General features: G+C 33.9%; 12 protein-coding genes and 1 pseudogene. 7 read left to right on the top strand and 6 right to left on the bottom strand.

Going from position 1 to position 16,434, the window contains the following annotated elements:
- Window positions 1-612: 612 nt before the first annotated feature.
- Genes CGEO_RS06800 through recG form a run of 5 tightly spaced genes read left to right on the top strand, consistent with a single transcriptional unit; the run spans window position 613 to window position 6,029 of the window.
- Window positions 613-1,533 carry an SPFH domain-containing protein gene (locus CGEO_RS06800; protein ID WP_075494906.1) on the top strand — a complete coding sequence of 307 codons (921 nt, stop codon included), beginning with the start codon at window positions 613-615 and terminating at the stop codon, window positions 1,531-1,533.
- Entirely contained in the window at window positions 1,530-1,952 is a 423-nt protein-coding gene (locus CGEO_RS06795) for a hypothetical protein (protein WP_075494904.1), read from the top strand. Before CGEO_RS06800 ends, CGEO_RS06795 begins: the two co-directional genes overlap by 4 nt.
- Window positions 1,953-1,960: 8 nt before the next feature.
- Window positions 1,961-3,001 (top strand): dehypoxanthine futalosine cyclase, encoded by a 1,041-nt coding sequence (locus tag CGEO_RS06790; RefSeq protein WP_422851328.1) that lies wholly within the window; start codon window positions 1,961-1,963, stop codon window positions 2,999-3,001.
- Window positions 2,998-4,215: a M16 family metallopeptidase gene (locus CGEO_RS06785; RefSeq protein WP_075531795.1), complete on the top strand. Its 1,218-nt coding sequence runs from the start codon at window positions 2,998-3,000 to the stop codon at window positions 4,213-4,215. Before CGEO_RS06790 ends, CGEO_RS06785 begins: the two co-directional genes overlap by 4 nt.
- Complete coding sequence (gene recG / locus CGEO_RS06780; protein ID WP_075540430.1) at window positions 4,212-6,029, top strand: ATP-dependent DNA helicase RecG; 1,818 nt, start codon at window positions 4,212-4,214, stop codon at window positions 6,027-6,029. Before CGEO_RS06785 ends, recG begins: the two co-directional genes overlap by 4 nt.
- 1,347 nt (window positions 6,030-7,376) lie before the next feature.
- Here recG and CGEO_RS06775 read toward each other — a convergent pair.
- Entirely contained in the window at window positions 7,377-8,654 is a 1,278-nt protein-coding gene (locus CGEO_RS06775; protein ID WP_075494896.1) for an OmpP1/FadL family transporter, read from the bottom strand.
- A 169-nt stretch (window positions 8,655-8,823) separates the two neighbouring features.
- Here CGEO_RS06775 and CGEO_RS06770 point away from each other — a divergent pair, with 169 nt between their 5' ends.
- On the top strand, window positions 8,824-9,264 hold the full coding sequence (locus CGEO_RS06770) for a glycine zipper 2TM domain-containing protein (protein ID WP_075540431.1): 441 nt from the start codon (window positions 8,824-8,826) through the stop codon (window positions 9,262-9,264).
- Between the two features lie 21 nt (window positions 9,265-9,285).
- On the opposite strand, the pseudogene CGEO_RS06765 reads toward CGEO_RS06770, so the two are convergent.
- A pseudogene (locus CGEO_RS06765) lies at window positions 9,286-11,385 on the bottom strand (RNA degradosome polyphosphate kinase); the annotation flags it as partial.
- 357 nt (window positions 11,386-11,742) lie between these two features.
- Between CGEO_RS06765 and CGEO_RS06760 the strand changes: the two are divergent.
- On the top strand, window positions 11,743-12,996 hold the full coding sequence (locus CGEO_RS06760; RefSeq protein ID WP_075540432.1) for a ComEC/Rec2 family competence protein: 1,254 nt from the start codon (window positions 11,743-11,745) through the stop codon (window positions 12,994-12,996).
- Here the strand turns inward: CGEO_RS06760 and CGEO_RS06755 are convergent.
- Genes CGEO_RS06755 through CGEO_RS06740 form a run of 4 tightly spaced genes read right to left on the bottom strand, consistent with a single transcriptional unit; the run spans window position 12,946 to window position 16,320 of the window.
- Window positions 12,946-13,773, bottom strand: coding sequence for a YihY/virulence factor BrkB family protein (locus CGEO_RS06755; protein WP_075540433.1), 828 nt, complete (start codon window positions 13,771-13,773; stop codon window positions 12,946-12,948). The two genes, CGEO_RS06760 and CGEO_RS06755, sit on opposite strands and share 51 nt — an antisense overlap.
- Window positions 13,770-14,210, bottom strand: a complete 441-nt coding sequence (locus CGEO_RS06750; protein ID WP_075540434.1) for a VanZ family protein — start codon at window positions 14,208-14,210, stop codon at window positions 13,770-13,772. Before CGEO_RS06750 ends, CGEO_RS06755 begins: the two co-directional genes overlap by 4 nt.
- 2 nt (window positions 14,211-14,212) lie before the next feature.
- Window positions 14,213-15,595: a glycolate oxidase subunit GlcD gene (gene glcD / locus CGEO_RS06745; RefSeq protein WP_075494883.1), complete on the bottom strand. Its 1,383-nt coding sequence runs from the start codon at window positions 15,593-15,595 to the stop codon at window positions 14,213-14,215.
- Window positions 15,592-16,320: a plasminogen-binding N-terminal domain-containing protein gene (locus tag CGEO_RS06740; protein WP_075531791.1), complete on the bottom strand. Its 729-nt coding sequence runs from the start codon at window positions 16,318-16,320 to the stop codon at window positions 15,592-15,594. Before CGEO_RS06740 ends, glcD begins: the two co-directional genes overlap by 4 nt.
- Window positions 16,321-16,434 lie beyond the last annotated feature (114 nt).

Genomic DNA, 16,434 nt, shown 5'->3' with positions numbered 1-16,434 from the left:
TTCATAGAAGAAATAAATGTCACTATTTTATAAAAAATGTGAAGTTTGTGGAGAAAAAATAAATAAATTACAGTATTTATTTTTATTTGCGATAATAAAATAGAATGTAAAAAATGTGGTTTACAATATGAAATATCTAATATCAAAGTTTTAAAATTTTTCATCTATAATAGAGACTTTTAGCGCTCTTTTTGCCTATTTTTGCTGCTGGATTTGGTATTTATATTGGTGAAAATTTTAATGTTCATATACTGGTATCTATTTTTGTTTTTAGTTGTTTTGTTATCTTCTTTTTATTTTATTTAGTTTTAGAATGGATACTTATACTTTTTATTTATTTCTATATTTAAATTTCAGAAAATAACAAAATATATAAAAATATGAGCATACTTGACATTATATTTAATAAATTTTTAAGAAAAATTATGGGAATTATCAGTGAAGTTGTTAAATTTGGTAGAGATGTTATAAAAAGCACTTAAAATACTGCTAAAATAAATATAAACAAGCGATAATTTCTAGTCTAACTTTCAAATCAAACCCAACCGCCAAAAAGTAAAATAGAATTAAATTTTAAAATGCTATAATATCTAAATTTTGCAAGGAGTTTTTATGGAGAGTTTTGTTGTTTTTGTCGTGGTTGTGTGCGTTTTGGTGGCTATGTTTTTAAAAGCTGGTATTAAGGTCGTATCGCAGTCGGATTTGATGGTCATAGAAAGGCTGGGTAAATTTCACAGAGTTTTAGATGGCGGATTTCACATCATCATACCATTTATCGATCAAGTAAGAGCGACTCTAACAGCTCGAGAACAGCTTGTTGATATCACAAAACAGCAAGTTATAACAAAAGATAACGTAAATATCGCCGTTGATGGGATAGTGTTTTTAAAGATTTTTGATGGGAAAATGGCGGTTTATAATGTTGAGGATTATAAACGAGCCATATCAAATTTAGCCATGACAACGCTTCGTGGCGAAATCGGCGGTATGCTCCTTGATGATACACTTTCATCGCGTGATAGGCTAAATGGTGCGCTTCAGATGGCTTTAGGAGATGCGGCAAATAACTGGGGTGTAAAGATTATGCGCGTGGAAATTTCTGAAATTTCAGTTCCAGAAGGCATAGAAGAGGCGATGAATATGCAGATGAAAGCCGAGCGTGAAAAACGCGCCATTGAGCTTAAAGCTGAAGCTGAAAAGGCAGCACTTATCCGCAACGCAGAGGGCTTAAAGCAAGAAAAAGTGCTAGAAGCAGAAGCAATCGAACGAATGGCAGATGCGAAAAAATACGAGCAAATCGCCTTAGCAGAAGGTCAAAAAGATGCGATGGATAACATAAATATGGCGATGGGTGCTTCGGAATTTGCAGCACAGTATCTATTAGCGCAAAATAGAATTTCAGCCTTTAACGAGCTTGCAAAAAGTCCAAGTAAGGATAAAATTTTGGTTCCATATGAAGTTACCGAGCTTGTTGGATCGCTATCTTTGGTAAAAGAGTTTTTATCTAAGAAAAACAGCAAGGAAACGCGATGATAGAGCCACTTGTGCTGATTAGCATCGGCGTGGTGCTTACGATAATCGAGCTTGTTTTAACAAATTTTGTTTTTATATTTTTTGGGTTTGGATTTATCATAGTTGGACTAGTAAATTTTGCTATAAAATTTAGTTGGGAATGGCAACTTTTAAGCGCTTTTTTGTTATCCTTGCTTTTGCTTTTTACGCTAAAAAAGCCTATGAAAAAAGCTTTTTTTAAGCATAGCGGCGATATAAAAGATAACTTTTTAGACGAGGCTGGAGTTGGCATTATAAAAGATTCAATGATCTATTATAAAGGAACTTTTTGGCAAAGCGATGAGCTAGATGAGCTTATAAAAAATGGTGCTAAAGATGGCGATAGAGTCGAAGTTTTAGGAACTTCAAGCAATAAGATAAAATTAAGAGGTAAAAATTGAATAAAAGAATAAGCATAGAAGAAGCTGTAAATTTAATCGAAAATGCCACTTTATGCGAGCTTGGTGAGATGGCATTTGCTAAAAAGCTTGAGCTTCATCCAGACCGTTTAACAAGCTTTGTGATTGATAGAAATATAAATTATACAAATGCTTGTTGGGTGGATTGTAAATTTTGTGCGTTTTATCGACATGTAAACGAAGATGAGGCGTATTTGCTAAGCTTTGAAGAGATTGGCAAAAAAATAGAAGAGCTAATCGCAATCGGCGGCACGCAAATCCTTTTTCAAGGTGGCGTTCATCCAAAGCTTAAAATCGAGTGGTATGAGGACTTAGTCGAATATATAGCAAAAAAGTATCCTACTATAACAATTCATGGATTTTCAGCAGTTGAAATCGACTATATCGCAAAGATTAGCAAAATTTCCACCCTTGAAGTGCTTCAAAGACTCCAAAAAAAGGGACTTTATAGTATGCCAGGAGCTGGAGCAGAGGTGCTAAGCGATAGAGTTAGAGATATCGTAGCGCCTAAGAAGTGCGACACTGCCACGTGGCTAAGAATTCACGAAGAAGCCCACAGTATCGGTATGAAAACAACAGCAACGATGATGTTTGGCACGGTTGAAACAAATTTAGAGATAGTAGAGCATCTAAACTACATAAGAGAGCTTCAAGATAGAACTGGTGGCTTTAGAGCCTTTATTTTATGGAGTTTTCAAGGCAAAAACACAAGACTTTTAGAGTCTCATCCAGAGATTATGAAGCAGTCATCAAATCGATATCTAAGGCTGCTAGCGGTTGCAAGACTGTTTTTGGATAACTTTGCAAATATCCAAAGCTCATGGGTAACTCAAGGAAGTCATATCGGACAACTTGCGCTTAAATTTGGTGCAAACGACTTAGGCTCAACGATGATGGAAGAAAATGTTGTAAAAGCCGCAGGAGCGAGCTTTAGAATGAGTAGCGATGAGATGATAGAGCTTATTAAAGATATAGGCGAAATTCCAGCTAAGAGAAATACAAATTACGATATATTGGAAGTTTATGCATGAAAAAGATAGATTTAAATATAAAAAATAACCAAATTCCACTTCTTTATAAATTTGACGCTAGCTTGCCAGCAGCCGAGTTTAAGATGGTTTTTACCACGTCTGGTGGGGTGATTGAAACTAAGGCTGGGCTTGCAAATATATGCGCTAGAATGCTTGATGAGGGCACAAAAAATCTCGGCGTTAGCGAGTTTTCAAGGCTTTTAGAAATAAGAGCGATTGATATCTATCCAACTAGTGGTTTTGAGACTTTTGGGGTGCAGATAAATTGTCTTAAAGAGCAGTTTTCTTATGCGTTTTCTATGCTAATTGAACTTTTTAAAGAGCCAAATTTTACAAACCAAACGCTTGAAAAGGTGAAAACGCAAGTAAAAGGCGAAATAGCGACAAACCAAAGCGAGTTTGACTATCTTGCAAAGCTTGAGTTAAATAAAATTCTATATCCAAATTCTATCAAACAAAACCCTAAAATAGGCACTTTAGAAAGTGTTGATAGTATAAATTTAGATGATGTTAAAGAGTTTATTCAAACTAAGTTAAATTTAGCAAATTTATATCTAGTTTTAGCTGGTGATGTGGCGGTTGAAAGTGTTGAATTTAGTAAGCTTTTAGAGCTTTTTGAAGTGGGCGAAAAAAGAGATTTGCCATATTTTAAAACAAGCGATAAAAGAGTTATTAGCGAGATTAAAAAAGATAGCCAACAAGCTTATATCTACTTTGGAGCGCCATACGACGCGGTAAAATCGGAGCTTCATAAAGCAAAAGTTGCAACCTTTATCCTTGGAAGTAGTGGTTTTGGAAGTAGGCTTATGGAAGAAATTCGCGTAAAAAGAGGGCTTGCTTACTCTGCTTATGCGGTTAATAGTTTTGCTTTGAGTTCAAATAGGATTTGGGGATATTTGCAAACCAAAAATGAAAGCAAAGAAGGTGCGATTGAAGTCGTAAAAAGCGAGTTTGAACGTTTTGTTAAAGATGGTGTTAGCGAAGATGAGCTAGTTCAAGCAAAAAATTTCTTGCTTGGAAGCGTTGTTTTGCAAAAAGAGACGATGTTTAAGCGAGTTGCGATTAGAGAAAATGAGTTTTATAACGGCTTTGAATTTGGCGAGTTTGAAAGGCAACTTGAGCTTATAAAAGAGCTTAGTTTTGATGAGTTAAACAGCTATATTAAGGCTCATGATGAGATTTTAAATTTATCTTTTGCGTTGATTTGTCGATGAGTTTTAGTAAAGAAGATAAAGAGGAGTTAGCCAAATTAGGCGTAAAAAACACTCTTGATCTTGCTTTGCTTTTACCTAAAAATTATGAAGATTTAAGCCTAAGCGATACGCCAAATGATGGGGATAACACAGTCGAAGTTGAGTGTAGGTTTAGCTTTTTAAGAGGGCGGATTTTAAATGTAACGGCGTATTGTTACACTTGGCAAGAAGATATCAAAATCATCATTTTTAATCCAAAACCTTGGCACTACAGCACTTTTAAAGTGGCAAAACGGATGTTTATACATGGCAAAAGCTCGGTTTATAACTCGACATGGCAGTTTGCAAACCCAAAAGTCATAACTAAAGTTGGCGAGATAATCCCACGCTACAAACTTGCCATTCGCGATCAAATGGTAGAAAAATATATAAAAAAATACCTAAATTTAAAAGCGCTCTTAGATGAAGGTTTAAATAACGATGAGGCAAATTTGTTGCTTGAAATTCATAAAAATAGCAAAAATAGTCTAAATTTGATAAAAGAGCTAGAGCAAAATGAAACAAATTTAAATATTATAAAATTTGTTGAAATTTTTAACTATATGAAAAAACTAAGCAAAAAAAAGCAGGTTTTACCAGCCAAAAAAATCGCCGTTTTTGATATAAAACAGTGGATTGAAAACTTGCCATTTACTCCTACAAACGACCAGATAAGCGCACTTGAAGATATAAAACGAGATTTTTTAGGCACGCAGGCTAAGAGGCGCGTTGTTATGGGTGATGTAGGAAGTGGTAAAACCCTTGTTATGCTTGGTGCTAGTTTGATGATATATCCAAATGTAGCGGTTTTGATGGCGCCAACTAGCATTTTGGCTGAGCAAATTTATGCTGAAGCTGTGCGATTAATGCCAAAGTTTATAAAGATACTGCTTGTAAAAAGCGGTGATAAAGATGTGGATTTTAGTGGAGTAAATTTAGTCATAGGAACGCATGTTTTACTCTATCAAGAGCTTCCAAAGGCAAATTTGATAATGGTCGATGAGCAGCACCGTTTTGGCTCAAACCAGCGAGAAAAGATAAACCAGCTCACAAAAGATGGAGAGTTTTTTGCTCACTATATCCAATTCAGCGCTACTCCGATACCTCGCACTTTAAGTTTGATACAATCAGAGCTTGTAAGTTTTAGCTTTTTAAAACAGATGCCATTTTCTAAAGATATCCAAACAATTATCTTAAAAACAACGGAATTTAACTCCTTAATAGCGCACATAAAAGATGAAATTTCACGTGCCAAACAAGCCATCATCGTCTATCCGCTAGTAGAAGAGAGCGAAGTTAGCAACTATCAAAGCTTAAATGAGGGAAGTGGTTACTGGTATAAAAATTTTAAAAACGTCTATCTAACGCACGGAAAAGACAAGGATAAAGAGGAAATTTTACAAGAGTTTCGCGAAAAAGGCGATGTACTACTAACGACAACTGTTGTTGAAGTCGGCATTTCTTTGCCTAGACTTAGCATTATCGTTATTGTTGGGGCTGAGCGTTTGGGGCTTGCTACGCTTCATCAGCTTCGTGGCAGAGTCGGGCGAAATGGCGGCAAGGGCTGGTGCTATCTATTTACAAAACTAAAAGAGCCACCACCGCGTTTAAAAGAATTTGCCAAAACATTAGATGGGTTTAAAATAGCGCAAATCGATCTTAAAAACCGCCAAGCTGGGGATTTGCTTGATGGGACGATTCAGCATGGTTTGACATTTAGGTTTTATAAATTTGAAGAAGAAATCACGCAGTATGCAAAAACAAGACTTGAGAGTTTATCTATAAACAAAAGTTAAAATTTAATTTTTTATATGTTTGATAAAATTTCTAAACTTTACGCTGATAACTTTTGAAATACTTAGAAATTTAATAAACTATCGCTCTGTTTTCGTGTAAATAATATAGAATTTTTATAAATATAAATTAAAATATTATTACTATTTATAAATTTATCATGGGTTTTAAGCTAAATTTAATAAGCTTTTATCTTTGTATAAATTTATAATTTTTTAAATTTTAATAAAAAATCTTGTTTAAATCTGGCTAGAAATATTTGATTTTATAAATTTACTTTTAAGGATTTGGATAATCTATGCTTTTAGAAATAAGATGAGATTTATCGATATCTAAATTTGCGCACGTTAAACGTGATATGAATTTAGACTTTTATTAATTTTTAAGATAGATTAAAAGAATTTTGCATCTATAAAAGAGATAAACTGTGGAAATTTTATATGCTATGACTGCTTTGCTATAAAACTAAAAGCTATATTAAATTTAGTAAAATAAAAGGATTTTCTACTATTGGTTTAACTTTATATTTGCGTAATCAAGTGGAGCTAACGGATTAGGAAAGAGGGAGTATATGTTGATTTAGGTTTATATTTGTGTAATCGGCTGATTTGTTGATTAAATTTATTATTTTAATACTATAAATTATATCCAATTCTTATAAAACCGTACCTTTTTAATATAAATATCTAAACTTTTATCTAGATTATAAGCGAAAAACTAGCATGATATTTTAAGATATTTTTAAATTGCCATAATGTAAATAGCTTTGCTAGTGTTAAAAATTTATATGAATTCGCTATCTTATACTTTTTAAACTATGAAAGTAAAAATATTTTATATCATATAAATTTAATATGAAATCCAACAGGCTGTTTTGGTGATTAAGCACTGTTTTAGCAAAGTTAGACAAGTATCTAACGAGATATTAAAATGGCGATAAATTTATATATTTTCGCTAATGAGTTGCGAGGTAGGTATAAAAAAGCCATTTGATTTTTTATTTTAAAAAAATATAGAGTGACGCATAAATTCACTCTATAAGGGTTTTTCTTTATCTCAGTTTGGGAATATTTGAGGGGTTCCTAAGAAATAAAAAAAGAAGCAAATCGCACATAAAGCACGATAAACCAATCACTAAATTTATATAAATTTAGTAAAACCCTATATGTAATTTAGCGAAGTTTTACTTAATTTTAAATAAAAAAACTGATTTTATGAATAAAAATATATTTAACATAGAATTAATTTATATGAGATTTCATTTACATATCAAAAAAACATCGCAAAATAGGCAAAATTTGAAGTTTTTGGCTTGTAAAAACTTCAAATTAGGATTTGGTTAAATTTAGTTAAAACCTATAGTTTAAACTAAGGTTTGTTATCATTATCGCAGCTCTATCAAACTCGCCAACTACGTTGTTAAACGATGTTGTATCGCCAGATTTAACCTCTCTTTTTTGACGATCTTGGTATAAAAAACCACCACTTATATCAAAATTTTCGTTGATTTTATAGCTAGCGCCCACAGAGTAGACATATGACTTCGTATCTGGAAGCTCAAATTTAATCTTATCGTTGTGGGTTGATGCTTCATCTATAGCAAAACCAGCCATCAAACGCAAGTCTTTACTGTAATCATACGCAACGGCTATTCTATATGTATTTGTATCTATCCAGTCTTTTTCAACTGGTTTGTCAAATAAGTTAGCAACAGGTCTTGAATACTCAAAGTCAAATTCCTTCAGACTTGACCAATACGTTCTATCGTACGCAAACATAAATGTAAAGTCGCTATACTCATATGAAGCAGCCAAGGTTAAGATCGCAGGCAAAGGCACATTTATGCTAACATCGCCATTGTATTGATCTTGCATTTTTCCGCCTATGGAGTATTGTATATCTGCGTTGCCTTTTAAAGTCATATTAACTTTTGATCTGTATGTTGCAGCCAAAGATAAATCGCTTGTTGGTTTATAAGTTAAAGCTAAGTTATAACCAAAATCTATGCTATCGCCCTCAAGCTCTCTGTGGGCTTTAAGACCTGGTGCTATGTTTCCCATAGGAGTTTGAAGCTGTGCGTCATCGACTTCGTTTTTAGCTTTTCCTTTTGAGTAAACTCCTCTTACACCTACAGCAACAGCTAAATCTTCGTTAACAAGATAAGCTATGCTTGGAGATATTTCTAAAACTTCAAGCTCAAAAAGCTTTGAAAGCGCTCTTGGATAGGTATCTTCCCACTTCATCGATGTTCCAGCTGGAGCTACAACGCTTAGTGAAAATCTAAAGTTATCATCTATAAAAGGTGCTACAAAATGAAACGTTGGTATGATAAAATCGCCTTTTTTAGACGATGTATCATAGTTGTAATCGCTACTAAATTTATCTGAGTGGTTTCTAAAATGCAGTTTACTCATTCTAAGATGAGAAAGAGAAAAAGTCGAATGGTGCCTCGGGTCTAAAAATACGATGTTTGCAGGGTTGTAGTAAGCAGCATCTGCGCTAAAACTAGTTGCGATGTTTGCGGCTGCTAGCGCAACGCTATTTGCACTTTGTTCTGGAATTTTAAACCCAGAAGCATAACTACTTATCGCAATAAACGGGATTATAGATAGTTTTTTTAAATTCATAAAGTTCCTTAAATATTATGTAGGCGTAATTATATAAAAAAAGTTGCAAAAATTTATATAATTTTTTACTTTTTAAATAAATTTAGCTCAAATTTATTTAAAATTGTGCTATATAATGAAAAATTAAAACAAAAAATAGATAGATTAGATAAATTTTAAGGAGTATGTTATGAAAAAAGTAGCTTTGTTATTAGTATGTGTAAGCAGTTTTTTGCTAGCTAAAAGCACTGTTATAATCGATGTTGATGAGAGTAGGCCTATCTATGAGATAAAAAAAGTAGTCGAACAAGTAAAAAAATGCGATGATAACAGCGCTACAGATAACATCATCGGAACTGTTGTTGGAGCTGTTGGCGGTGGAGTACTTGGAAATAAAATAGGTGGCGGAACTGGAAAAACGATGGCTACGATAGCTGGAAGTGTGCTTGGCGGATATGCAGGAAACAAAGTAGAAGGCTCTATAAAAAAAGATAGTGGTTGTTACTATGTAAATGAAACAAAAGAGCAAAAAGTCTTAGTTGGATATAAAAATATTGGCTATTATAAAGGCAAGCAATACTCAAAAATCACAGAAGCAAAACAAAATAAAATCAAAATTCAAGCAGATTAAGGCTAGTTTAACTAGCCTTTTTTAGCTCTCTATTAAAAGCTTAGTTGCTAAAAGCTCTTTAGCATCGTGGGCGTGGTGCTTTTTAACACTTTTATATAATTTATCAAAGTAGTTTTCAAAAACAAGCTGGTTGTTTATAGGATTTTCGCCATCTTTTGGCATTACTTTTATATATCTGCCATCATTTTGCAACTCATAAGCAAGTGAAGTATCACTAAGCTGAACTCTTAAAATATCTTTTAACTTCTCTTTTAAAGGCTCACTGTAAATCGGAGTCATAAGCTCTAAACGACGCTCTAAATTTCGTGGCATCCAGTCAGCGCTTGAGATATAAAGTCCAGGAAGCGAGTGCTTGAAGTAAAAAATTCGTGCGTGTTCTAGGTATTTGCCGACTATGGAGATAACTCTAATGTTATCGCTAATGCCTTCGATTCCAGGTCGCAAGCAACAAATTCCGCGCACGATAAGCTCGACTTTTACGCCAGCTTTGCTAGCTTTGCAAAGTGCTTTTATCATATCAGAGTCTACAAGGGCGTTCATTTTAGCTATAATATGACCCTCGCTTGCTTTGCTTTCTTCGACTTTTATCATCTCGATTAACCGCTCTTTGATTTGCATCGGAGACATCGAAAGTGTGTTTAAACGGCGATTTTTGTTATATCCTGATAAGATATGAAAAAATGTCGTAGTATCTTTAACAAAGCTTTCATCGGTTGTGAAAAAGCTAATATCTGTGTAAATTTTAGCGCTACTTCCGTTGTAATTTCCTGTGCCAAGATGTATGTAAAACTTAAGTTTATCGCCATTTTTACGGATTATTTGCGTGATTTTAGCATGTACTTTAAAGCCTGCGATTCCATATATAACATGCGCTCCAGCATTTTCAAGCGCTTTTGCCCAGTGAAGGTTGTTTTCTTCATCAAAACGCGCTTTTAACTCGACCATCACTGTAACTTGTTTGCCATCATTTGCAGCGTCAATTAAAGCTTGAATGATGGGCGAGTTTTTCTCAACCCTATAAAGTGTCATTCTAATCGATACTACTTTTGGATCTTTTGAAGCCTCTTTTACTAGCTTAGTTACTGGATCAAAGCTCTCATAAGGATGGAAAATCAAAACATCTTCTTTGTCAATCGATTCAAAAACAGATGTGTTTTCATCGAATGGAGGCAGTGTTTTTGGTGTGTAAGGTGGCAGGGCAAGGTGGCAGAAGTTTTTATTTCCAACTACCCCCCAAAGCCCATCAAGAGCGATTGGGATGTTATACTCATAGATATCTTTATAGAAAATTTTCATATGAGTGTTTAAAAAATCAACTATGTCGATATCGGCATCTTTTGCTATTTGTAAACGGACAAAAGCCCCTTTTCTGCGAAGTTTTAAGCCTTGTTCAAGTATCATCATAAAGTCATCAGCTTCTTCTTCTTCGATGATGATATCGGCATTTCTCGTTACTCTAAATGGCGCTGAGCTTATCAAACTATATCCAGGGAAGATCTCTTCAACATGCCTATTTACAATGGTTTCTATAGGCACGTATACATTTTCACTAACTGGAACGAATCTAGGCAAAACACGCGAGATTCTAATCATGCCAAATTTAATGCTTTCGGTGTTGTTTTGATCGCATAGCTTCACTGCAAGCCCAAAACTAAGGTTGTTTAGATGAGGAAATGGATGAGTTGCATCGACTGCGATTGGCACGATGATTGGCATGATGTTCGAGAAGAAAAAGTCATCTGCTACATCTCTAAGATCGATATCTAAATCGTTGTAATTTTTGATAAAAAAATTCTCACGCGCAAGTTCGCAAACAACGTTTTGATAATACTCTTCAAGTCTTACTTGCTCCTTGCTTAAATAGTCTCTTATCTCTCTAAGTTGGTCAAGTGGCGTCATCTCATCGCTTCCACTAGCTGTGATTCCAGCGATGAAAAGCTGCTTTAGTCCTGCTACGCGAATCATATAAAACTCATCTAAATTTGTAGAGTAAATCGCCATAAATTTAAGCTTTTCGATTAGCGGGATATCTTTTTCGCACTGAGCCAAAACGCGACTGTTAAACCTAAGCCAAGATAGCTCTCTGTTTATAAACATGTTGTTATTTACTTCAGACATATGACCCCTTTGTTTTTTGTTATTATATCAAATTAATTTATAAATTTAAGAAAATTTTTATATCTATTTTGAAATTTCTAACTTTCATTAAATTTAGCCAGTTTTAAGCGATATTTTTGGTAAATTTGATAATTATATCAAGATATCGTTATCAAACTAATAAATTTAAATTAAATAGAGAAAAAAACGCACAAAGTGTTACGAAAAGTTATTTTTATTTTTATTGCAAATGTGTAAATATGTTATATCTTATAGCTAAATTATAAATTCATATAATTTTATAAAAGATTACAAGATTATTTTGCTAGTAAATTTTTAATTATATTGATTATTAAAGAGATAAAAAGATATAATAATTAAATGAAAAAATATAGCGTTTTTGAATCACTTAGAGAAATTTATATATTTTTAGCCGTTGTTTTTGCCATATTTGGGCTAAATTTAGCTTATGAATACAGCCAGTTTTCTAAATTTAAAGAGCATAAATTTACTCGCATCGAAGCAAAAGTGCAAAGCTCATATCTAAAGACAAATGTCAAGGGCAAAACTTACAGGGTTATGAAGCTAAAAGCAAGTGATTTTGACTTTTATACTACAAGTAAAAAAGAGAGCAAATTTGAGGTTGGAGAGATGCTAAATTTAGGCGTTATAACTGATAAAATCGAGTTTTTGGAGTATGTAAAAAAGAGCTTTTATATGCCTTCATACAAGATAAAAGTTGTTAAAAAAGAGCCAAATTTTAAAGATAAACTTATAAAACTCATAACAAACCAACATAAAGAGCCAAAAATTAAAGAGCTCTACGCCGCGCTTTACCTCGCAACGCCGATTTCAAAAGAGCTAAGAAACGATGTTACAAAGTGGGGCATAGCGCATATTATAGCAATTAGCGGTTTTCATTTAGGCATAATTTTTAGTGGAATTTTCCTTGTTTTTACGCCGATTTATCGTATTTTTCAAAGCAGATTTTTCCCTTATAGAAGCGCTAAATTCGATATTTCAGTTTTTGCTTTTTTGCTGATGGTGGGTTATCTTTTTTTGCTTGATTTTACTCCTAGTTTTTTGCGTTCTTTGGTAATGGCGGTTATCGGATTTGTTTTTATCGTGCGAAATTTAAAAATCATATCTTTCCAAACTCTGTTTTTAACGATTTTGCTAACAGTTTGTGTCTATCCGCACCTTTTATTTTCCATAGGATTTTACTTTTCGTCTTTGGGAGTTTTTTACATATATCTTTATCTGCACCATTTTAAGGATAAATTCGGACTTTTTACAAACATAGCTTTTTTGAATTTATATGTATATTTTGCGATGAATTTGCCAGTTTACTACTTTTTTCCAACTCTTGCTTTTAGTCAGATTGCAGTTATACCTATAGGATATATTTTTGTGATTTTTTATCCAGTTAGCGCATTTTTGCACCTGATAGGGCAAGGCGGGCTTATGGATGCGCCGCTTTTAGAGTTTTTAAATTTGCATATTAAAACTTATCAAGTAGCTGTGCCAGCAAGTATTTTTTATGCGCTAAATTTACTATCTCTTGTTGCTATTAGATATAAAAGTTTAGCTATTTTGGTTGCTTGTTTGGGAGTTTTGCCGATTTTTTTGATTTAAAACGCCATAAATTTTAAAGCCATATAAAAATATAATCCAACTTATATAAATCCACAAAAAGAAAAACAAAAGCACGCTAAAAGAGCCATAAATGCTCGTGTAAGTTTTGTTATAAAAGGCGTATTGCACAAAGGCAAATTTAGAAAAATCCCACGCAAAACTTGCTATAAATGAGCTTATAAGAATGTTTTTTGTAGAAATTTCGCCATTGATTGAGATGGTATAAGTTACTGCAAATATCGCCCAGATGATAAAATACGGCAAAACTGATATGATATTTATCCAGCTTGTGTATTCTGTTTGGTTGAGTAAATTTTGAAATTTAGTAGTCAAAAAAAACGAAAATCCAAGCCCCAATGGAGCAAGCGTGATAAGTGTCCAATACGTGCTAATACCTTGCCAAAAGCCACGAGCTTTGGTTTTTAGGATTTTATTTATAACGTATTCGTAATCTCCAAAAAAAAGCATAGTTGTTACAATTATCGCTCCAAAACCTAAAATCCCAAGGCTAACGCTGTTTGACATAAACTGCTCGATATAGCCTGATAGCATATCTTGATGAGTTGGAAGTAGGTTTGAGAAGATAAATTCTTTTATCTTAGCGTAGTATTCATCAAAACTTGGAAGTTGCGTAAATATAGATAAAGAGAGTAAAAGCACAGGGATTAGCGATAGCATCGTGTGAAAGCTAAGGCTTGCTGCATAGTGCATAAGCTCTTTGTCGTAAATTTCAAAGGTGTTTTTTATAAAGGCTTTAAATTTGGGATTAAATTTCATATTAACTCTTTTTGTATTTTTTTAAATTTATGTGCTTTAAGCCACATGACAAACCGCGCTCCAAGCAAGACACCAACGCAGTTTAAAACCAGATCATCAAGTTCAAAAACTCCGCACTTAAAGACAAATTGTGAAGTCTCAACCAAAAGCGAAAAGCAAAAACCATAAAATAGGCATTTTAGAAAAGATACGCCGTGGTATTTTAAAAACGCGCCAAATGGCACAAACCAGCCTAAATTTCCTAAAAATAAAAGTATAAAGATAAATTTATCGTTTTTGTAAATTTCAATCAAATCGCTAAAAAGGCTTAAATTATAGCTCCCAACTTCAAAAAGATTTGAAGTGCTAAAACTATCTCTAAACACAGCAAGTCTTAACAAAGCCGCTAAATATAGCAAGAAAGCTAAATTTAAGCCAGTTTTTACGCTAAATTTCAACTCTATTTTAATCCCATTTTAAACGGATTTAAGATGTTGTTTGGATCAAAAGCTTTTTTGATATTTGCAAACAGCGCCATCTCTTCATCGCTAAATGCAAGGTGCATATATGGAGCTTTTGAAAGTCCGATTCCATGCTCTCCACTAAGCGTTCCGCCAAGCTCAACAGTGGCTTTAAAAATCTCTTCAATCGCCTCATATCCGCGTTTTACTTCATCTTCGTTTTCTTTATCAACCATAACATTTGTATGAACGTTGCCATCTCCGGTATGCCCAAAACATGGTGTTGTTACGCCAAATTTAGCTGAAATTTCTTTGATTTTATCTAAAAGTTTTGGTAGTTTTGAGCGTGGAACTGTTATATCTTCATTTAGCTTCAAGCTTCCATAGCAAGTGATTGCTTGCGAACAGTTTCTTCTAGCAAACCATAAATTTGCACTCTCTTCCTCATCTTTTGCGATAACAAAGTCTAGCGCACCATTTTCTTTAAAAACTTTTTGTATGATTTCTAAATCTTGCTCTAATGAAAGCTCTAAATTTCCATCCACATCTGCGATTAAAATCGCTCCAGCATCAACTGGCAAGCCTTTGTGATATTTCTCTTCAACGGCTTTAATGCTTAAATTATCCAAAAACTCCATCGCAACAGGCGTAACACCAGCCGACATCGTCTTATAAACTGCATTCATCGCATCATCAACGCTTTTAAACACGCCCATTGCGGTTTTTTTAAATTTTGGTTTTGCGATAAGTTTTAGAGTGATTTCTGTTATAACGCCAAGAGTTCCCTCGCTAGCGATTAAAATTCCAGCTATGTTATATCCTGCGACATCTTTAATCGTTCGTTTTCCTGCTTTTATAATATCGCCATTAGCAAGCACAGCACGAAGTGCCATGACATAATCTTTTGTTATGCCGTATTTTGCTGCTCGCATACCACCGGCATTTTCGCTAACGTTTCCGCCTATTGTGCTATAGTTTTGACTAGCTGGATCTGGTGGATAAAAAAGTCCTAGCTTTTCAACTGCATTTTGCAAGTCCATATTTATACATCCTGGTTGGACTACTGCGACTAAGTTTTGAAGATCGATTTCAAGAATTTTATTCATATGTTTTTCAAAAGCTAAAACCACGCCACCGTTTGCAGCTAAAGCACCACCAGTAAAGCCACTTCCTGCACCACGAGGTATGACTATCACGCCATTTTCGTTGCAGTATTTTAAAATTTTACTTACATCGTTTTCATCGCGTGGAAAAAGCACGCCATCTGGCTCATAACGCTTTTTTGTAGCGTCATAACAGTAAGCTATCTTGTGAGCTTTATCAAAATACGCATTATCTTTGCCTAGTAAATTTGTGAAAAAATCTATATGAGTTTGGTTCATTTCTCATCCTTGATATCAAGTAGGAATTTATAATGTTTGTTATAATTGCTTATATAAGAGCTATCTAGTTTCCAAAATGCAGGTTCAATGCCTCTAATTTGGCTATAAAACGGCACTTGATAGTGGCTAACGCTTCCGCTTTTAAAGCTTTTTAAAATTTCAAAACTTCCACAATCTGCAAAAACTCCTTGACCATCCATCGCTATAAAGATAAGTCCAGCGCCGTTTTGCGCGCAGATATTTCTAAAATCATCTCTTGATGGATTTGGCTTATGGTTAAAAGCTAGATATGCGCCAGCTAAATCTGGATTAACAAAGGTTATATTTGGGAAAAATTTGACAATTTGCTCGTAAACTTCTTGATTTGGAGCGACAATAACAGCTCTTGAGTAAAGAAAATTTAGCGTTACTTTATCGCCACTTTTTGGTAGGATTCCAGGAAGTGGAAGTGCGGGTTGCTCTAAGGCTGAGTATACCTCAAATCTAATTTTTGCTAAACCCAACTCTTTTTCAACTACAACTGCTCGCGCTATAATCGAGCTTTCGCCGTTGCTAAAAGTATGCGTTACTACTCCGCTGCTGCCTACTATTATATCTTTATTATCTAGTATCTGTGCAAAACCATTTTCAACCTTTAAAATCGGTGTTTCGTATGTTGGTAGGTTAAACGAAGAAGCGCTTAAAATCGATGTAAAAAGTGCTAAAATAGCTAAGAAATATCTCAAATTCTCTCCTTAAAATATGAATTGTGCTAATTATACTAAAAAAATGGTTAATTAACTAAACGTGGATAAATTTTAGCCAAATTTACCATACATAAACTGTATTAGTGTAAAATT

This window comes from Campylobacter geochelonis, from assembly GCF_013201685.1.
In the GTDB taxonomy this organism is placed as follows: Bacteria; Campylobacterota; Campylobacteria; order Campylobacterales; family Campylobacteraceae; genus Campylobacter_B; species Campylobacter_B geochelonis.
The sequence above is the reverse complement of the archived record's forward strand: the minus strand, read 5'-3'. Positions and strand labels throughout refer to the sequence as shown.